Origin of the sequence: Arthrobacter roseus, from assembly GCF_016907875.1 — a bacterium.
Taxonomy (GTDB): Bacteria; Actinomycetota; Actinomycetes; order Actinomycetales; family Micrococcaceae; genus Arthrobacter_J; species Arthrobacter_J roseus.
Map to the genome: position 1 here is coordinate 1,636,410 of NZ_JAFBCU010000001.1, position 19,891 is coordinate 1,656,300.

Annotated in this window: 15 protein-coding genes; 6 read left to right on the forward strand and 9 right to left on the reverse strand. The window is 59.3% G+C overall.

Going from position 1 to position 19,891, the window contains the following annotated elements:
- Nucleotides 1–63: 63 nt before the first annotated feature.
- The 6 genes from JOE65_RS08020 (at nt 64) to JOE65_RS08045 (ending at nt 9,777) form a co-directional block, all read left to right on the forward strand.
- Nucleotides 64–2,037 (forward strand): APC family permease, encoded by a 1,974-nt coding sequence (locus JOE65_RS08020; RefSeq protein WP_338021578.1) that lies wholly within the window; start codon nt 64–66, stop codon nt 2,035–2,037.
- 1 nt (nt 2,038) lies between these two features.
- The gene (locus tag JOE65_RS08025) at nt 2,039–3,337 is read left to right on the forward strand and encodes a class I SAM-dependent RNA methyltransferase (RefSeq protein WP_205162712.1); all 1,299 of its coding nucleotides are present in this window, start codon (nt 2,039–2,041) and stop codon (nt 3,335–3,337) included.
- Between the two features lie 149 nt (nt 3,338–3,486).
- A complete protein-coding gene (acnA, locus tag JOE65_RS08030; protein ID WP_205162713.1) occupies nt 3,487–6,285 on the forward strand; it encodes an aconitate hydratase AcnA in 2,799 nt (932 codons plus the stop codon).
- 96 nt (nt 6,286–6,381) lie between these two features.
- Nucleotides 6,382–8,220 carry a 1-deoxy-D-xylulose-5-phosphate synthase gene (locus tag JOE65_RS08035; protein ID WP_205162714.1) on the forward strand — a complete coding sequence of 613 codons (1,839 nt, stop codon included), beginning with the start codon at nt 6,382–6,384 and terminating at the stop codon, nt 8,218–8,220.
- Nucleotides 8,217–8,774 (forward strand): hypothetical protein, encoded by a 558-nt coding sequence (locus JOE65_RS08040; RefSeq protein ID WP_205162715.1) that lies wholly within the window; start codon nt 8,217–8,219, stop codon nt 8,772–8,774. The genes JOE65_RS08035 and JOE65_RS08040 overlap by 4 nt, the downstream gene beginning before the upstream one ends.
- Before the next feature lie 43 nt (nt 8,775–8,817).
- Nucleotides 8,818–9,777: an aldo/keto reductase gene (locus JOE65_RS08045; RefSeq protein WP_338021579.1), complete on the forward strand. Its 960-nt coding sequence runs from the start codon at nt 8,818–8,820 to the stop codon at nt 9,775–9,777.
- Between the two features lie 61 nt (nt 9,778–9,838).
- Here the strand turns inward: JOE65_RS08045 and JOE65_RS08050 are convergent, their stop codons facing one another.
- The 9 genes from JOE65_RS08050 to JOE65_RS08090 form a co-directional block, all read right to left on the reverse strand.
- Nucleotides 9,839–11,977, reverse strand: a complete 2,139-nt coding sequence (locus tag JOE65_RS08050) for a 3-hydroxyacyl-CoA dehydrogenase NAD-binding domain-containing protein (RefSeq protein ID WP_205162716.1) — start codon at nt 11,975–11,977, stop codon at nt 9,839–9,841.
- The gene (locus tag JOE65_RS08055; RefSeq protein WP_205162717.1) at nt 11,974–13,275 is read right to left on the reverse strand and encodes a thiolase family protein; all 1,302 of its coding nucleotides are present in this window, start codon (nt 13,273–13,275) and stop codon (nt 11,974–11,976) included. The genes JOE65_RS08050 and JOE65_RS08055 overlap by 4 nt, the downstream gene beginning before the upstream one ends.
- 49 nt (nt 13,276–13,324) lie before the next feature.
- Nucleotides 13,325–14,629: an HRDC domain-containing protein gene (locus JOE65_RS08060; RefSeq protein WP_420827497.1), complete on the reverse strand. Its 1,305-nt coding sequence runs from the start codon at nt 14,627–14,629 to the stop codon at nt 13,325–13,327.
- 71 nt (nt 14,630–14,700) lie between these two features.
- Nucleotides 14,701–15,339: a DUF3000 family protein gene (locus JOE65_RS08065; RefSeq protein ID WP_205162718.1), complete on the reverse strand. Its 639-nt coding sequence runs from the start codon at nt 15,337–15,339 to the stop codon at nt 14,701–14,703.
- Between the two features lie 62 nt (nt 15,340–15,401).
- Nucleotides 15,402–16,463 (reverse strand): threonine aldolase family protein, encoded by a 1,062-nt coding sequence (locus JOE65_RS08070; protein WP_205164092.1) that lies wholly within the window; start codon nt 16,461–16,463, stop codon nt 15,402–15,404.
- Between the two features lie 71 nt (nt 16,464–16,534).
- Nucleotides 16,535–17,278 (reverse strand): SDR family NAD(P)-dependent oxidoreductase, encoded by a 744-nt coding sequence (locus JOE65_RS08075; protein WP_205162719.1) that lies wholly within the window; start codon nt 17,276–17,278, stop codon nt 16,535–16,537.
- Nucleotides 17,275–18,621: a DUF6421 family protein gene (locus tag JOE65_RS08080; RefSeq protein ID WP_205164093.1), complete on the reverse strand. Its 1,347-nt coding sequence runs from the start codon at nt 18,619–18,621 to the stop codon at nt 17,275–17,277. The genes JOE65_RS08075 and JOE65_RS08080 overlap by 4 nt, the downstream gene beginning before the upstream one ends.
- Nucleotides 18,622–18,856: 235 nt before the next feature.
- Nucleotides 18,857–19,270: a peptide-methionine (R)-S-oxide reductase MsrB gene (gene msrB, locus JOE65_RS08085; RefSeq protein WP_205162720.1), complete on the reverse strand. Its 414-nt coding sequence runs from the start codon at nt 19,268–19,270 to the stop codon at nt 18,857–18,859.
- A 52-nt stretch (nt 19,271–19,322) separates the two neighbouring features.
- On the reverse strand, nt 19,323–19,814 hold the full coding sequence (locus tag JOE65_RS08090; protein WP_205162721.1) for a hypothetical protein: 492 nt from the start codon (nt 19,812–19,814) through the stop codon (nt 19,323–19,325).
- Between the last annotated feature and the right edge of the window lie 77 nt (nt 19,815–19,891).

The following is a 19,891-nucleotide window of genomic DNA, read 5'->3' on the forward strand; positions in this document are numbered from 1 at the left end:
CACCAGCCTATTCCAGAAGCCGCTGTTCGCCAGCACGGCGCTTTGAGACTAGCGTTTAGCGATGTGCTGACATTTTTTGATGCGGTGAAACGAATTCTGGTCGGGCAACCGTTCCGCAACGATCATTTCCGCCGCGAATCCCTTCCGAAGCGGACGGCTTTGCCCGTCTTCTCCGTGAGCGCGCTCTCGTCCGTGGCATACGCCCCCGATGAGATCATCCTGACCCTCGCTCTGGCCGGAGTAGCGGCGCTGACACTGTCGCCGTGGGTCGGTCTGGGCGTCGTCGTCGTGCTCCTTGTCATCGTGGCCTCCTACCGGCAGGCCGTCTTCGCTTTTCCGACAGGGGGAAGCGACTATGAGATTTCGTCCCGTAATCTGGGAGACCGGGCGGGTGTCACTGTTGCGTCCGCGTTATTGGTGGACTATGTCCTGACTGTTGCCGTGTCGATGTCATCGGCTGCGCACTACATAATTTCCGCCTTCCCTGCGCTGCGTGATGGCGAAACGATATTCGCCGTAGCAGGGGTGGCCATCCTTGTTCTTCTCAATCTCCGTGGCGTTCGGCGGGGCAGCCGGGCTATTGCCATTCCCGCGTACATATTCATGGTCTCTATCCTCGGTATGTGTGCCATTGGACTGATCCGCAGTGTCAACGGCACTCTGGGAAAAGCGCCAAGTGCCGATCTCGAGATCATTCCTCAGGCCGGCTTTGATTCAGGGCTAGTAGGTCTAGCGGGGGCGCTGCTGGTGCTTCGCGCCTTTTCCACCGGCGCGGCAGCACTGACTGGTTTGGAGGGCCCGGGAGGAAACGTCCAGAGCTTTCAGAAACCGAAGCGCCGGAACGCGGCCACGACGCTGCTTCTTGTAGGCGTCATCGCGGGGGCGATGACCGCGGGTGTGATTTATCTGGCCCGTGTCACGCGGGTGCATTTGGTGCAGGATCCGGCAACCCAGTTGCGTCGAGATGGTGCACCCCTGCCGGATGATTACGTGCAGAACCCCGTCGTTGGTCAGCTCGCTGCAACCATATTCAACGACGGAAGTCTTCTGTTCGTTGTCGTCGTTGCATCCACTGCTCTGGTGCTGGTGCTGGCAAGCCATGCCGCGTTCAGCGGTTTCCCCACGCTGGCCTCGACGCTCGCTGTCGATCGCTTTCTGCCGAAACAGTTGCGTGCCAGAGGCGACCGCCTCACGTTCAGTAACGGGATCATTGCCCTCGGTATTGCCGCGATTGTCCTGATCCTGATATTCGATGCGGACGTCACGGCGCTGGTTCAGCTCTACATAGTCGGAGTGTTTGTCTCATTTACACTGACTCAGCTGGGACTGGTGCGTCATTGGACCAAGGAACTGCGGTCCACACCGGATTCTTCTGCGCGGTTCCGGATGATGAAATCTCGGCTAATCAATCTGATTGGTTTTGCCCTCACAGCGGCAGTACTCGTGGTCGTACTGGTCACGAAGTTCCGTTACGGCGCTTGGATCGCTGTTCTGGCGATCGTCATTCTGGCGCTGCTGATGTTGGCGACGCACGCTCACTACAACAAGGTGGAGCAGGAGCTGACCATAGAGGCAGATCACGTCTCGAAGGCGCTGCCCTCCCGGGTTCACGCCGTGATACTTGTGTCACATGTGCGCAAACCTGTCCTGCGCGCTCTCGCGTTTGCGCGGGCCTCAAGGCCGTCAAAAATTGACGCGATTGTCGTCGACGTCGATCAGGAGGAAACTCGACGTACGCTTCAGGACTGGGAACGGTATCGTATTCCGGTACCGGTCACGGTGCTCGCCTCGCCCTACCGTGACACCATCTCGCCGATTCTGGAATACATCAGGACCATCCGGAGCGAATCTCCGCGGGACCTGGTAGTGGTTTACATTCCCGAGTATGTGGTTGGTAAATGGTGGGAACAGTTGATGCACAACCAGACGGCCCTGCGAATAAAAGCCCGGCTGCATTTTGAACCAGGTGTCATGGTGGCTAGTGTGCCGTGGCAACTGGCCTCCTCCGAAGCCTCACGAAAGTATCAGGACCTCTGACATGGATCACCTTCTTGAACTCGTCCTCGGCCCTGTTGCCCATGGCGGCCATTGCGTTGCACGTCATGAGGGCCGGGTGGTCTTTGTCCGGCATGGGATTCCCGGCGAGCGGGTGAAAGTTCGGCTGATGGACCACGACGACGACGCCCGCTTCTGGCGTGGGGACGTTGCCGAAGTGTTGGACCCGTCTCCGGATCGGGTCGATCACTTCTGGCCAGAAGCGGATGCGCTGAGGGCCTCGGCTCGAAACCAGCTACCGGTTGGCGGCGCAGAGTGGGGTCACATGAACCTCTCCACGCAGCGGAAGTTGAAGGGCCTGGTGTTTGCGGAGCAGCTCAAGCGACTCGCGGGTATGGAGCGAAGTGTTGAGGTGGAAGCCGTTCCGGACTTGACCACGGATGGGTTGGCGTGGCGTTCGCGTGTCGCTTTCTCGGTCACAGCCAATGGCCGCCTTGCTATGCATCCCTACCGATCCAATGATCTGATTTCTGTGCAGGCCATGCCGCTGGCAGTGCAGGCAATCAATGACCTCAAGCTATGGCAGCAGGATTTCTCTGGGATTGAGCGAGTGGAAGTGGCCGCGCCGTCATCGGGAGATCCTGTGCTGATTCTCCTGTTTCCGCGTGATGGGGTGCCCACAACAAACGTGCACCGAACGGCTCGCAAACTTGTGGGCGGAATGTCCGTGGCCATCGTCGGGCCACAAGGGGCAGTGGAACGGGTGCGTGGAAGAACCTGGGTACGCGAGGTTGTGGAAAACAACAGCTTCCGGGTCTCAGGGCCGGGTTTCTGGCAGATCCACACATCCGCGCCGGATGTATTGACCACCGCTGTTCTGGAGAGTCTCGATCCTCAGCTGGATGAACATCTCGCGGACCTGTACGCGGGGGCGGGACTCTTCTCCGCAGCTCTGGCCGATAGGGTCGGCCCGGGCGGAACAGTACTATCCATGGAAGCCTCGTCCACCGCGAGCAGAGACGCCCGGAAAAACCTACACCACTACCCTGGAGTCGACGTTCAGCAGGGCAAGGTGGAACGGTTGCTATCGGCGGGGCGTGAAGATATCACGGGTGTGGTGCTGGACCCACCTCGCGTCGGCGCAGGACGTGTCGTCATCGAACGCATCACCGGCTCCCTGGCCCGCAGAGTGGTCTACGTTTCCTGTGATCCGTCGTCCTTCGCCCGCGATGTCGGGTATTTTGGTGCCGCCGGATGGGACCTCAAGACTGTGAGGGTTTTTGATCTTTACCCGCATACTCACCACATGGAATCGGTCGCCATCCTCGAGCCAGCTTCCTGAGCCGTGTGCTGGCGGGGATAGGATGGGTTCAGGAGTTCCGGTTCGCGCCCATACGTGCGGTGGCACGGGGGACCCACTCTAAGGCGTGCCTTACTAGCGGGTATAGAGGGACGGGGTAAAGATGAAGTTGTGGCGAGAGGAGTCCTGTAATGAATAGTGCGGACAGTTTTGGTGCCAAGGGTGTACTGGATGTCAAAGGCAAAGAATACGAAATTTTTCGACTGAGTTCGGTTGAAGGTGCGCAGAACCTTCCATTCAGTCTCAAGGTGCTGTTGGAGAACCTGCTTCGCGCCGAAGACGGCGCGAACATCACGGCGGAGCACGTGCGTGCGGTTGGCGAATGGGATTCCCAAGCGCAGCCCACGACGGAGATCCAGTTCACTCCAGCACGAGTACTCATGCAGGACTTCACTGGTGTTCCCTGTGTTGTTGACCTCGCGACCATGCGTGAGGCAGTAAAAACTCTCGGGGGAGATGCCAAGCGTGTCAACCCGCTCGCACCGGCAGAGATGGTCATCGACCACTCGGTGCAGATCGATGTATTCGGCAACGCCGACGCAGTGCAGCGCAACATGGAGATCGAGTACCAGCGAAACGGTGAACGGTATCAGTTCCTTCGCTGGGGACAGACGGCGTTCGATGACTTCAAGGTTGTTCCCCCGGGAACTGGAATTGTTCACCAGGTCAACATCGAATATCTGGCGCGTACAGTGATGACTCGAACCGTTGAGACCGAGGACGGTCCCGTACTTCGTGCCTACCCTGACACCTGTGTCGGCACGGACTCGCACACCACCATGGTCAACGGACTCGGCGTACTGGGTTGGGGTGTTGGCGGTATCGAAGCCGAAGCCGCGATGCTTGGCCAGCCGGTATCCATGCTGATTCCCCGCGTGGTCGGCTTTAAACTCTCCGGCAGCATTCCGGCCGGTGCAACCGCTACTGACGTGGTCCTCACCATTACCGAGCAGTTGCGTCAGCACGGCGTGGTGGGCAAGTTCGTTGAGTTCTATGGTGAGGGTGTTGCTGAAGTTCCGTTGGCAAACCGCGCTACGATCGGCAATATGAGCCCTGAGTTCGGTTCAACGGCCGCGATGTTCCCGATCGACGATGTAACCCTGGACTATCTGCGCCTCACCGGCCGCTCGAAAGAGAACGTGGACCTCGTGGAGGCCTACGTCAAGGAACAGGGGATGTGGCACGATCCTTCGCGGGAGCTGCGCTTCTCTGAGTACCTTGAACTTGATCTTTCTACCGTAGTTCCCTCGATCGCAGGACCCAAGCGTCCACAGGACCGCATTGCCCTCACGGACGCGAAGGAACAGTTCCGCAAGGATCTGCACAACTACGTCGGTGCAAGCAATGAAGACGCCCTTGACGAAGCACTGGAAGAGTCCTTCCCAGCCTCGGATGTTCCGTCCATGACGTCAACCGTCCGGCACTCGGCTGCTTCCAACGCAAATGGTCGGCCGTCAAACCCGGTAAAGGTCGAGATGGAGGACGGGCGTAAGTTTGTGCTCGATCACGGAGCCGTCAGCATCGCGTCCATCACGTCGTGTACCAACACCTCGAACCCTTCTGTCATGCTTGCCGCGGCAGTCCTGGCTCGCAACGCTGTTGAGAAGGGCCTCGTGTCGAAGCCCTGGGTCAAAACGTCAGTAGCCCCTGGATCTAAGGTCGTCACTGACTACTACGATAAGTCGGGACTGAACCCGTACCTCGAGAAGCTCGGTTTCTTTACCGTCGGTTATGGCTGCACCACGTGCATCGGCAACTCGGGACCGCTCGAAGAAGAAATTTCGCTGGCCATCCAGAACAATGACTTGGCGGTCACGTCGGTCTTATCGGGTAACCGTAACTTCGAAGGGCGGATCAACCCAGATGTCAAGATGAACTATCTGGCGTCGCCGCCACTGGTCATCGCCTATGCGTTGGCTGGTTCCATGGACTTCGACTTCGAGACGGAGGCCCTCGGCCAGGACGAAGCTGGCAACGACGTCTTTCTGAGGGATATCTGGCCGCACCCCACCGAGGTGCAGGAAATCATGGACGCATCCATTGATCAGGAAATGTTCGCCAAGGGCTACGAGGGTGTGTTCGACGGCGACGAACGGTGGAAGGCGCTCGATACGCCAGAGGGCGACACCTTCGAATGGCAGGACAACTCCACGTACGTGCGGAAGCCACCATACTTCGATGGCATGACCATGGACATCGATCCTGTAGAAGACGTCAACGGGGCTCGGGTTCTGGCCAAGCTGGGAGATTCGGTGACTACGGACCACATCAGTCCCGCTGGTTCCTTCAAATCAGACAGCCCTGCCGGTCGTTATCTGCTGGAGAACGGCGTCGAACGCAAGGATTTCAACTCTTACGGTTCACGCCGTGGAAACCATGAAGTCATGATTCGAGGAACGTTCGCGAATATTCGGTTGCGGAACCTCCTGCTCGACGGCGTCGAGGGTGGTTTTACCCGTGACTTCAGCCAGACCGGTGGTCCTCAGGCGTACATCTACGACGCGGCCATGAACTACCAATCGGCCGGCACACCGCTGGTGGTGCTTGCGGGCAAAGAATACGGCTCGGGCTCCTCACGTGACTGGGCAGCCAAGGGCACAGCGCTCCTGGGTGTCAAAGCGGTTATAGCCCAGAGCTACGAGCGGATCCACCGCTCGAACCTCATCGGAATGGGTGTTCTTCCGTTGCAGTTCTCTGAAGGTGAGTCCGCAGCTTCACTGAAGCTCACGGGGACCGAGACCTTTTCTGTCGAGGGTGTAACGGCGCTGAACAATGGTGAAACGCCTCGCACAGTCAAGGTAACGGCCACACCTGAAAGTGGGGAGCCGGTCAGCTTCGATGCTGTTCTGCGCATCGACACTCCAGGTGAAGCTGATTACTACCGCAACGGTGGCATCCTTCAGTACGTGCTGAGGCAGATCGCCAAATAGGCGGACTGACCACAGCCGGGAAGACCTGCGATTTCGTTGTGGAATCGCGGGTCTTTCCCGTATTCCCGGTCCAGGCATTCTGAGAGGCGGTTGTTGATGCGGATGGAACAGATAGGTTCGCCGGCACAACTGCGCAGCGTCCCTGAAGCCGAGCTTCCTCAGCTCGCGGACTCCATCAGGGAATTCTTGGTCTCGAACGTATCCCTTACCGGAGGTCATCTTGGCCCCAACCTGGGCGTCGTCGAGCTGACCTTGGCCATCCACCGAGTCTTTGAGTCTCCGCGGGACAGTATTGTGTTCGACGCCGGACATCAGGCTTATGTTCACAAGATCCTTACGGGCAGGCAGGACTTCCGGTCGTTGAGGTCCGTTGACGGGCTTTCGGGGTACCCGAACCGCGCTGAATCCCAGCATGACATCGTGGAGAACTCCCACGCCTCGGCATCGATCGCGTGGGCCGACGGAATCTCTCGCGCGTGGCGGCTGCAGGGTGTTCTCGGCAGGTCCGCCGTCGCCATTGTGGGTGATGGCGCCCTGACCGGCGGCATGGCATGGGAATCCTTGAATAATCTGTCCGAAGAATTGGATAGAAGCGTCGTCGTTGTGGTCAATGACAACGGCCGTTCCTATGACCCCACGGTAGGTGGGGCGGCGCGCCATCTGGCCGAATGGCGCTCGGGAAACGGCAGCAGTGTCCAACAAGAGGGGATCTTCGAACTCTTGGGACTGCGTTACCTAGGCCCCGTTGACGGGCATAATGTCATGGAACTTGAGCGAGTCCTCGGTGAAGCAAAAGCATTGAGGTGCCCTGTGGTCGTTCACGTCATCACGGAAAAGGGGCGGGGATATGCCCCCGCGCGTGCAGATGGAGCTGACCAGTTCCATACTGTCGGTGCTATTGACCCGGAGACTGGGAAACCAGCGAACACAACACTGACGCCTGAACCATCGTGGACGGACGTCTTCGCTCAAGCGATGGCCGGTGCCGCGGAGCAACGAGCCGATGTTGTGGCTGTCACCGCGGCGATGTCCGGGCCCACCGGGTTGAGTGTGCTCGCGCGCGCTAGTCCTGACCGTGTGATCGACGTCGGAATCGCCGAGCAGCATGCGCTGACCATGGCCGCCGGACTGGCCTTTGCTGGCCTGCATCCCGTTGTAGCCCTCTACTCCACGTTCCTCAACCGCGCCTACGACCAGCTGCTGATGGACGTTGCGCTCCATAGAGCAGGTGTGACCCTGATTCTGGATCGCTCCGGAGTTACAGGCCCGGACGGCGCTAGTCATCACGGTATGTGGGATCTGGCCTTGATGCAGACCGTCCCTGGCCTTCGTGTTGCCGCCCCACGCGACGCAAGGACGCTACGGGAGGAACTCGATGAGGCGCTAGATGTACATGATGCGCCGACGGCGCTGCGCTATGGCAAGGGAGCAGTTGGTCCGGACATCGGAGCCATCCGAAGGCTTCCGGATGGAACGGATGTTCTGGCGGAGGCTGGCAATAACGGTTGCGATGTCCTGCTGATCGCCGTTGGCAGCACATGCCCGATGGCATTGGGAGCCGCGGAACAGTTGGAGGAACAGGGCTTGGGTTGCACCGTCGTGGACCCACGCTGGGTTCTGCCGGTACCGCCATCGCTCACGTCTCTTGCCTCCTCACACCAACTCGTCGTCGTTCTTGAAGAAGGGATTGACTGTGGAGGCATCGAAGCGCGCGTCAGGCAGGCACTGGACCGAGCGCACGTCCAGGTGCCGCTCATGAGCGTTGGTTTGCCGGAGGAGTTTCTAGGCCACGGCAGCCGGACCGACATACTGGACCGGGCGGGTCTGACCCTGGATCGAATTGTGGACCGCGTTGTTGCCATATGGCCGACGCTGGGAAAAGAACGTTCGGCCGACACAACGGTCAGACCAGGGAAGGAAGACACAGTCACATGAGTTTTATCAGGTACTACCGCAGGAATCCCGATGGTCCGATGGATTTTCGAGAGGCTTGGTACGAGGACGAAGTTGGGCAGCTCGTAGTCAATCACGGGCACGTGGGTCACCAAAGTAAAACCACGGGTAATGACGACGTCGGCCCGGAGGACGCTGACCGGATGCTTGCAGCATTTGAACAGCAGTGTACAGCGGACGGTTATGAGGTGATTCCGGAGACCGAGCAGTCGCGGGTAGTGGCGCAGTTTGCGTTGAAGAGCACGGATGGCACGGAGCGCGACCGCTACCTGGAGCGCAAAGCCGTAGCAACGATCACGGGCCACTTCGCGTGGCGTGGACTCGGGACGGTAGAAGGGAGCGAGTTCAGGCCAGGCAGATTAAACATCAATTGCCTCAGTCCTGATCCGCAGAAGGCCGTCAATGCGCTCAAAATCTGTCTTCGGGAAGCCGCCCTGGATTTCACCAAGCTGAGAATCGGGGTAGCCCCCTATGATGAGAGCACCGGGTACCGGTTGCGGCATCCACTACCGGTCAAGAGCCCTTTCGTTCTTTAACGAAGCCCGTTCCGGCAGGGATGACAACACTAAAAGGAGCCACGTGGACTATCGCAGACTCGGCACATCAGGATTGACGGTTTCGGCCGTCGGGTTGGGATGCAACAACCTGGGACGAGAATCCACGGCATCAGAATCCCAACGGGGTGCCACAGCCCTGGTTTCGGCCGCCGTGGAGGCGGGTATCACCCTGTTCGATACGGCGGACTCGTATGGGAGGACGCCGGGGCTGAGCGAGGAGCTGCTCGGTAAGGCGCTTGGCCGTAAGCGGGAAGACGTTGTCATCGCCACGAAGTTCGGCCTCGACGTCAATGGACTCAACGGCCGCGATTTCAGTGCGCGTGGTTCACGCCGCTACATCATGACTGCTGTTGAATCCTCACTTAAACGGTTGGGGACCGATTGGATCGACCTATATCAGTTCCACGCCCCTGATCCGGCCACGCCCATCGATGAGACGCTAGCCGCCATGGATGATCTCGTCAGGGCGGGCAAAGTCAGGTATATCGGACACTCAAACCGCTCTGGTTGGTCCATCGCGGAAGCTGAATTCATTGCGCGGCACAACGGAGGTGCACGTTTCATTTCCGCCCAGAATCACTACAACCTGCTGAATCGAAAGGTGGAAGCTGAAGTCCTACCGGCGTCGGCGGCGTATGGCATTGGCGTCCTACCGTACTTCCCGCTGGCCAACGGTCTCCTCACCGGAAAATACAGCAGCGGTAAAGCCCCAGCGGGCAGCCGCCTCACCCATTCGCGCACCAACCTACTTGCTACCGCTGACATGGACCAATTGCGTCTCTTTGGGGATTTTGCTAGGGCCAGGGACGTATCCGAACTTGAAGTAGCGTTTTCATGGCTAGCATCACGACCGGCTGTGGCCAGCGTGATCGCGGGGGCAACACGGCCGGAGCAGGTCCGTCAGAATGCTGTGGCGGCAAACTGGCAACCGTCAGAGGCTGACCTTGGGGAACTAGACGTGATCTTCCCGCCCGCCAGCTGACTACTCACCACTGCTGTCTGGCTCCGACAATCTGCCGGAGCCAGTCAGCAGTGTGTGTCGGCTAGACAGGTGTCGATGCGACGCCGGGTGCGTGGAATCTGCGTCCATTGACGCGCTCTGAAGCGCCGGTCCGATCAAGATACGGTGTAATTCCACCAAGTGACAATGGCCAACCTGCCCCGGTAATCATACAAAGATCGACGTCCTCCGGTGCGGCCACTACGCCTTCATCGAGCATCCTGCCAATCTCGTCGGCCAAGGCATCCTGTGTGCGGTGAAGCACTTCTTCAGCTGATGAGGGTTCCGTGCCGAACTGCATGAGAGCCAGGGTGGCCTCCGGAATGCCCTCCGAACCGTCGTCCTGCTTCTGCCAGAGGCCCTTGATGCCCTCGTCGATCAGTTTTTGCTGGTTCGCCGAAACGTGGAAGCGTTCCCCAAACCCAGAATGGAGCGACTCCTGGACGTGCTGTCCAACGGGCAATCCAACGAGTGCGAGCAGTTTGAATGGGGTCATGGGCAGGCCCATCGGATGCAGCGCCCTGTCCGCCACATCAGCCGGTGTTCCTTCGTCGAAGACTTTGGTGATCTCACCGAACATGCGGCCAAGAACTCGGTTCACCACGAACGCCGCGGCGTCCTTGACGAGGACGGCAGTCTTCTGCAGCTCACGGGCCATCGCAAACGCCGTTGCCAGAACAGCTTCCTCAGTCTGGGGAACCTTCACGATTTCGAGCAGCGGCATGACAGCGACAGGGTTGAAGAAGTGGAATCCAACCAGACGCTCCGGGTGGTCCAGATCGGCGGCCATCTCCGTAACTGAGAGTGAGGATGTGTTCGTGGCGAGAATGCAGGTGGGGGATACCACTGCCTCGACTTCAGCGAACACCTGCTTTTTGACTGACAGTTCCTCGAACACGGCCTCGATGACAAAATCAGCATCCGAGAATGCTTCCTTCCTAACGGAGCCAGTGACCAATGCCTTAGTGCGGTTGGCCGCGTCCGCGGAAATTCGTTTCTTGCCCAGCAGCTTGTCCACTTCGGCGTGAACATAGCCCACACCCTTGTCCACCCGCTCCTGATCGATGTCCGTCATGATCACCGGAACCTTGAGCTGCTTGGCGAACAGCAGAGCAAGCTGGCTCGCCATCAGCCCGGCGCCGACCACACCGATCTTGGTGACCGGCCTCGCCAGTTTTTTGTCCGGGGCACCTGCTGGTCGTTTGCTGCGCTTCTGGACCAGGTCCAGAAATGCGTAGACGGTGGCATGAAACTCGTTCGTCTGCATGAGATCACCGAGTGCTTTGCACTCGGCTGACGCGGACTCCGCCTGAGTTCGAGTCTTCCCCGCCTCGATCAGATCAAGCACCCTGCCGGGGGCCGGTGTTGCGTTTCCGGTGCGCGCCTCGACGATGGCACGGCCGCGTGCCACGGCGGAATCCCAATCGGGATCCGCGTCCGGGTCTGAAACCGCATTGGGTCGATCCACCGTAACGTCGTTACTCAGCACTCCGGCCGCCCATGCGATGGACTGTTCCAGAAAATCGGCCGACTCAAAAAGTGCATCCACGATGCCAAGGTCGAATGCTGCCTTGCCACTGAGCGTGCGGTTATTGTTCAGCGCGTTCTCGATGGTGACTTTGACCGCGTTCTGCGGCCCGATGAGCCTCGGCAAGAGGTACACCCCGCCCCATCCTGGAACGAGTCCTAGGAAAGCTTCCGGGAGTGCCAGCGCGCCTGCCGCTGTCGAAACGGTTCGGTACGTCGAGTGTAGCGCCAGTTCCAAGCCCCCGCCCAGGGCTAGACCGTTGACGAACGAGAAGCTTGGCACGGGCAGACTGGAGAGTGTGGTGTAGACGTCATGGCCCAGCTGAGCCATCTGGACTCCGAGTTCGCGGCGATCGAGCTTCTTGACAGCCGAGAGGTCCGCGCCGGCAACGAAGAAGTACGGTTTTCCAGTAATCCCCACGGCCTGGATCTCGCCGCGCACCGCCCGCACTTTTAGGGCCTCCAATGTTCGGCCCAGTTCAACCAGCGCCCCGGGGCCGAGCGTCGTCGGGCGCTTGTGGTCCATCCCGTTGTCCAGAGTCAACAGGGCCATGGTTCCTGCGCCGTTGGGCAGCTCTACGTCCTGCACGACGGTATGAGTCACCACCTCGTCTGGGAAGTTTTCCGCGAGTTCTGTGAAATCTGCAGCGCTCATGCTGGGTCCTCTCCTGTGGTGTCGATGTAGTCCTGGTGGTGGGGGTTCTCCCAGATCACAGTGCCGCCCATGCCGAGGCCCACGCACATGGTTGTCAATCCGTAACGGACGGCAGGATTCTCCTGGAACTGGCGGGCGAGTTGATTCATGAGGCGCACACCGGACGACGCGAGCGGGTGCCCGACGGCAATAGCTCCGCCGTACTGGTTCACCCTCGGATCGGTATCCTTGATGCCATAAAAGTCGAGGAACGACAGGACTTGCACGGCGAATGCCTCGTTTATTTCGAAAAGGCCAATATCTTCTACCGTCAGTCCGGCCTGCTTGAGCGCTTTTTCCGTCGAAGGCACGGGACCGTAGCCCATGACTTCAGGTTCGACGCCGGCGAATGCGTAGGCAACCAAGCGCATCTTGACGGAGAGGCCAAGTTCTCGGGCCGTGTCCTCGGACGCCAGAACGGCTGCGGTGGCGCCGTCGTTGAGGCCCGCGGCATTGCCAGCGGTGACCCGGCCGTGCGCACGGAAGGGTGTCCTCAAGTCAGCAAGCATGCCCATGGTTGTCCCTGGACGGGGCGGCTGGTCAGCGGTGTTCAGCGACCACCCCTGGTCGCTCGTCCGCGACGCAACTGGGACAAGGTCCGGCTGAATATTGCCGTTGTCGTACGCCTGGGCCAGACGGCGCTGACTCTCCAAGGCGTAGGCATCAGTGCGCTCCTTGGTGATGTCAGGGAATCTATCGTGGAGATTCTCTGCTGTGTTACCCATGTTCAACGCGGCCGGGTCCACGATCTTTTCTGTCATGAAACGAGGGTTCGGGTCCGATCCTTGCCCCATGGGGTGGTTACCCATATGCTCGACTCCGCCGGCTATGACGACGTCGTAGGCGCCGAAGGCAATGCCGGAAGCGGTGGTGGTGACAGCGGTCATCGCCCCTGCGCACATGCGGTCGATAGCGAATCCGGGAACGCTCTGGGGCAGGCCTGAAAGGAGGGCCGCCGTCCGTCCTATGGTCAATCCCTGGTCACCGGTCTGCGTGGTGGCGGCAATTGCTACCTCGTCGATACGCTCGCTGGGCAACTGTGGGTTCCGGCGCATGAGTTCGCGTATGCACTTCACGACAAGGTCGTCGGCACGCACGCCCGCATAGATGCCCTTGTCTCCTGCTTTTCCGAACGGTGTTCTGACACCGTCAACGAAAACGACATCCCGAATCCGGCGGCCTGCGCCAGCGGCTGTATGTGAGCTCACCTGTTGCTCCTTAGAAGAGTTAGTGCTCGGCACGATTGAACCTGATTCCATTATGTTACTTGTCAGTAACTTAGTGGGGCAAGCTGTTGTACCATCGTGACTATTCTTCCGGCGTGGCTCTCACAGGGAGCGGTTCCGGGTCCAGGAACGCGACGGTGATGATGGCCGACGTCAGGTCCACCTGCCAGTTTCGAGCGCCCAGCTCCTGTAACCGGACTGCGACGGATTCCGGACTGATGGGCTTTGGCGGCCGCCAAGAAATACGGCGCAGCGTATCTGGAGACAGCAAATTCTCCACTGGCATATTCAGCCGGGTCGCGAGGGCCGCCAACCGCGGCTTTGCAGTATTCAGTCGCGCGGCAGCTTCGGAATCCTTCTCGGCCCATACCCGTGGCGGCGGTGGAGCGTTCGTGGGAACATGCAACGCAGGCAAATCGGTTGTAGTTCTGGCTTCATTGAGGCAGCGCAGCCAACGGGGTGCATCCTTCTTTGCCGCCCGTCCATGAAATCCGTTTGTCGACAGAAGCTGTGGCACGGTGGATGGCATCGACTTGGCTGCGGCCACGATCGCTGAATCGGGAATGAGGCGTCCGGGAGCGACATCCCGGTTCTTTGCCAGCTGCTCCCGTTCAGCCCACAGTGCTCTGACTGCCGCGAGTTTTCGGCGGTCACGGAGCTGATGCATGCCCGATGTACGACGCCACGGATCGGTGCGTGGTACCGGTGGGGGAGTGCTTCGAATCGCCTCGAATTCTTGAAGTGCGTAATCGAGCTTCGACTGACTGTCCAACAACTCAATGAGCCGCTCCCGTACATCAGTGAGAACTTCTACATCGAGCGTGGCGTAGCGAAGCCACGGTTCCGGAAGCGGACGTGTGGACCAGTCCGCGGCGGAATGTTCCTTCGCCAAGGTGAAGCCCAGCAGCTCTTGAATTACGGCGGCCAGACCGACGCGGGGGAGGCCAGCCAATCGAGCGGCAAGCTCCGAATCGAACAGGCGGTCCGGCCGCATGCCCAACTCGCTGAGGCACGGAAGGTCCTGCGTGGCAGCGTGAAGAATCCATTCGACGCCGGAAAGTGCTTGGTTGATGATCAGGAGGTTCTCAAAGGGCTCCGGATCGATGAGCCACGTACCTGCCCCTTCGCGCCGGATCTGAACGAGAAAGGCTCTTTGTCCATACCGATAGCCCGATGCCCTCTCGGCGTCGACGGCGGCCGGTCCGGTGCCTGCGGCCAGCGCTTTTGCCGCCCGTTCAAGCCCGGACTGTGTATCTATGACCGCCGGAACGCCATCGCGCGGAGTGTCGAGCAATGGAAGGGGGGCGGGGGCAGCGCCGGATTCGGCAGGAGCCCCTGTTGTGGCGCCCTTGTCCTGCGCCGGCTGTTCGGCTGTCTGCGGCATCATGCGAAAATCCAGTCTCTTGAGGTGTGGCTGCTCGCCCGGACTCTGTTCGATTCCGGCCGGTCACAGCTCAGTCAGTTGCGTCGGAGGTGAGGCAGTGAAGCCACTCCTTCCGGAATGGGCGGAAGGCCCGCGAATGTACACACCATGTCCGACCACGCCTCAAGATGACTCGTCACCCGCCCACGCACGGGTGTCCAGGAAGCTCTTAACTCGACGTCTATACCGTCCGGTCTACCCTCAAGAGACCCAAAACTTTCCGAGAGAATCCTCGTTGCTGTCCCACCGGCAAGAGAGTGATTCGCGCCGCGGTCCTTTAGCGCATCCAGGAGCCAGGTCCAGGCTACCGATCCAAGGAGGGCGTCGTTTCCCATATCCGGCTCCAGACGGGCCCGAATGTATGTGACGATGCGGAAGGTCCCCTCCCACAACGAAGAGCCCTCGGGGCTATGGAGAAGAATGAACCGACCGGTGGCGAGTGTATCGCCGTCACTGTGGGCGAGCCCATAGGCCGTGGTCCCGTGTGCGTCGTCTGCTGGACTCGAGCCTTGTTCCGTGATGTCGGCACCCATGGCCACACTGTACGGAGCCAGGCGTGAGGGAGCTGGGACTTCGTGTAAATACAGTTCTGGCCGGCACGAGGCGCGACGTAGATCAGCCAATGCGGTCAAAAATTCAGGTGGCACCTCTGCCAGGTCTCCGGGAGCACTCACTGTGGAAGACTATTGTCGGAGTTTGCCACGACCACATGGACTCGCCGAGCGTAACCCATTTGTTACCTAGTGCGCGCCATTTCACGGATCAGCGCAGCGGCGAAACCATCGATATCTTCTTCTGAGGTGTCGAACGAGCACATCCAGCGGACTTCACCTGTGGTGTGGTCCCAGTCGTAGAAACGGTACTGTTCCCTGACTCTGTCTGCCACATCCCGTGGCAATTTCGCAAAGACGGCGTTGGCCTTGGACTCCTGGGTTATCGTGACTCCGTCAATCTCAGAAACTGCACTACGCAGACGTGCCGCCATGCTGTTCGAGTGCTGCGCAATGCGCAGCCACAAATCTCCGTCGAGGAGCGCAACGAACTGTGCCGAGATGAAACGCATTTTCGACGCGAGCTGCATATTCATCTTGCGTAAGTAGTGCAGACCGCTGGAAGAATCTTCGTTCAGCACGACGATGCATTCGCCGAATAACAAGCCGTTTTTGGTACCGCCAAAAGACAAGATGTCGACGCCGGCGTTACGGGTCAACTCCCGAAGGCTGACATTCAGCGCGGCCGCGGCATTGGCGATCCGCGCTCCGTCCATATGAAGTTTCATGCCTTTGGCATGGACATGATCAGCGATCGCGCGGACCTCGTCTACGGTATACAGGGTGCCGAGTTCCGTGGCCTGCGTGATGGATACAGCCAACGGCTGCGCGCGGTGCGCATCTCCCCAGCCCCAGGCTTCGCGGTCAATGAGCTCCGGGGTCAGCTTGCCATCTGGAGTGGAGATGGTCAGCAGCTTGATGCCGCCAACGCGCTCCGGGGCTCCGTTTTCATCAACATTGATGTGGGCTGTTTCCGCGCAGATCACCGCGCCCCACCGCGGAAGCAGCGATTGGAGAGCTAATACGTTGGCGCCAGTACCGTTGAATACCGGAAACGCGTGCGTGCCCGGTCCAAAGTTATCGACAACGACTTCCTGGAGACGTGCCGTATAAGCATCCTCCCCATAGGCGACCTGATGCCCCTCGTTTGCGGCGGCAATAGCCCCCAAAATCTCGGGATGGACCCCTGAGTAGTTGTCGGAAGCGAAGCCCCGGACAGACGGATCGTGGATTCTGCGGTCGGTCATGGATGTCTCAGTCACATTTCCTAGTATCTCTGAATTTACGGTTGGGTGTTGCCAGCCTGCGCTCTGCACGGTTAGGACGCCAACACGATTCTGGCCCCATTGACCTCTGATGCTGACGCGGTGAAGACATCGACCATTGCCTCGGCGACCTGATTCACATGCGTGTAACCAGTGAAGGATTTCTCCGGCTCTGCGGCAATCATCGAGTCATCGAGCAGCGCCTTGATGACGATCACACTGGCGGCTGAATGCTGCTCAATTGGATCGTTTTTCCGCTTGGATTGCGCTCTGGTGAGCCCCTGTGCCATAGCCATGATCCACGTTTCCGCGGCAGCCTTGGCCGCGGTGTACGAGGCACCTCCTGCTGTGGGGGCGCTCACGGCAGTGGCCGAGACGATAGCATATCGTCCGATCGGCGAGGATGCGACGTCATCATAGAACTTTCGCGTGACATTGCGCAGGGTCGTCACGATCAATCGGTGCAGAAAGTCCCAGTCCTCGTCCGTCTGCCCAGTAATTCCCTTGCCACCGCGCCATCCGCCAACGAGGTGGATGACGCCATCGATTCGGCACCCGTCGTCCTCAAGTGACGTGTGTAGCGCTGCCACGGCTTCACTGTTGGTCAGGTCGCACTGTTCCATCCGGACACCGTCTAGGCCCTCCATGGCGGTTGCCAGACGTTCCATGTTGATATCCACTGCAACGATCGAGGCACCGGCTGCAACCACAGCGCGGGCACAAGCAACGCCTGACGGACTTGATGCTCCTGCGATGAGAACGGTGCCGTTCGCCAGTGAGCCGGCAACGGCGCTCATGCGTCGGACCTGCCGGTGACGCCTGCCGTAGAGGCAATAACATCCTTCATTTTGCGGTTAAGCGCCTCGTAAAACATCGAAAGAGGGAATTCGTCATCCAGAACCTGATCTGTGAGGCCGCGTGGGGGGCCATCGAGCGGAAGAGCGTCCGGTCCCTTCGCCCACACCGAGGCCGGGTTCGGGGTCAACGTGTTCGACACGAGATCGTAGGCGGCGAACCAGTGGGCCGTCTTGGGTCGGTCAATAGAGCGCCAGTATAGATCCTCGATAGCTTCGCCCAAGGCAATGACAACTGCAGGAACCTCGTCCCAGTCAATTGACATTTTACCGTCGGTCCAGTGAAGCACGTGATGTTGGTGCATCCACGCGAAGAGGAGTTGCCCGCCCACGCCGTCATAGTTTCGGACGCGGTTGCCGGTGATGGCGAATCGGAAGATGCGATCAAAGATCACGGCGTACTGAACGAGACCGGCATGGTGGCGTGCCTCTGGTGAGGCTTCTTCATCTTTTTCGATTTTGACGGACTCGCGAAATGCCGTGAGGTCGCACCGTAGTTCCTCAAGAGAGTAGAGGAAGTATGGCATCCGCTGCTTGATCATAAATGGGTCGAAAGGAAGATCACCACGCATGTGGGTGCGGTCGTGAATGAGGTCCCACATGACGAAAGTACTCTCGATGAGCTTCTGGTCCTCTAGCAGTGACGCTGCGCCTTCGGGCAGTTCCAGTGAGGTGATGTCTGCTGCGGCGCGGACCACGCGACGGTAGCGTGCGGCTTCGCGGTCCGCAAAGATTGCACCCCAGGTGAAGGCGGGAGTTTCGCGAACGGCGACGGTCTCGGGGAACAGAACTGCCGAGTTTGTGTCATACCCGGACGTGAAATCGAGGAATCGGATGGGAACGAACAGCTTGTTCGAATACTCACCGTCCTCGAGTTCACTAACGAAGTCCGGCCAGATCACCTCGATCAGAACTGCTTCAACCAGTCGTTCGGTGCTGCCGTTCTGTGTGTACATCGGGAAGACGACGAGGTGCTGCAATCCATCGATCCGGTGCTGCTGAGGCTGGAACGCAAGGAGGGAGTCCAGGAAGTCCGGTTCAGCAAAATCACCCTCAGCCCACGCTCCGAAGTCCGCGGTCAACGCCTCAAGGTATGCAGCGTCATGTGGAAAAAATGGCGAGAGCGTGCGGATTGAATCTACGATTGTTCCAACAGACTCACGTGCTGCTCCGTGCTGCTCCTGGTTCGGAACAGACCCGTCCTTGATCTGGAGGGGCTGAAAGGCGGAGACCGCGGCCTTCAGATCCTTCCAGGCAGTATGCTCCTGAATAGTTTCGTATGTCATGGCCTTGGTTTCGATGTACGTGTCAGTCACGGTGAGCAACTTTCTCGAAGGGTGTTGACACCGCACAGCGTGCGGGGCCGGGAGCTGACATCAGCGTAGCAATCAAACAGCACCACTTATCAAAATACCTCTACGACATAAGAGATTCTGGTTCTCAAGGCCACGCTTCACCGATATTGAAACAGTGCCTCTGTCTGGGTGGTCGAGGCACTGCTGTCTCACGTTCGCAGAGGAACTATTCGGCCGGTACGTGCCGTATGGAAATTGAATTGACACAGTAGCGTTGGTCAGTGGCGGTGTCGTAACCTTCACCTTCGAATACATGTCCCAGGTGCGAGTCGCAGTTGGCACAACGTACCTCCACCCTGTCCATGCCCATGGAGTGGTCGTGCAGATAGCGGACCTTGTCTTCGGCCAGGGGAGTCCAGAACGATGGCCATCCACAGCTCGAATCCATTTTGCCCGAGCTCGTGAACAGATCGGCTCCGCACGCACGGCACTGATACACGCCGGTCTCCGAGGAATCCCAATACTCGCCGGTAAACGGTCGCTCGGTGCCAGCCTCACGCAACACGCCGTATTCCTCGGGCGTCAGTTCCTCACGCCACTCTTCGTTCGACTTGAGAGTGGATTCTGGTTTCGAACTCATGCGTTCCTCCTCGAAATCGGCGGGATCCAAACGGACCCCATGACAGTAACGCTCAGGAGTCTCCGATAAATCCCGACCCGGAGTACAGATGCAGCACGGGCACGCCCAACTTGTCTTGCGCCCGGTTCGCCCAGTCTTGCCGGAATGTGTCGGCGACGGCATGCGGGGTGGTGATGACAACGCACTGCTGGGCGTCATGAGCCCTAACGGCATTGATCAGCGCCGGCACCGGGTCATCCGAGGTGACCTCTCCAACCGCCTGTAGGCCAGCGGCGGACATGACTGCAAGGGATGAGGCAAGTGCGGTTTGGGCGTCCATTTCCACTTTCCGGGGATCAGGTTGGCCCTCGTTCAGATCCCGGAACGCTTCGGCAAAATCCAACAGGCTCAGGTTGTCCAAGAAATCCGCCAACATGTTGCGATGCAGCACCGTCGGCACGATGACGATGAAGCTCATGTCACCACCTTCGGCGAAAGTGGCAAGGTTGTGGGCATCCGTTTCAACCAGGGGCACTTCGGTCAGAACAATTATCGACTCTGTCATGCCTCTAAGCCTAGCTTCGTCGACTCGTCTTAGCGCACGGCACTGCGAAATGGTACGTGTCGCGCGGAGTTCGACTC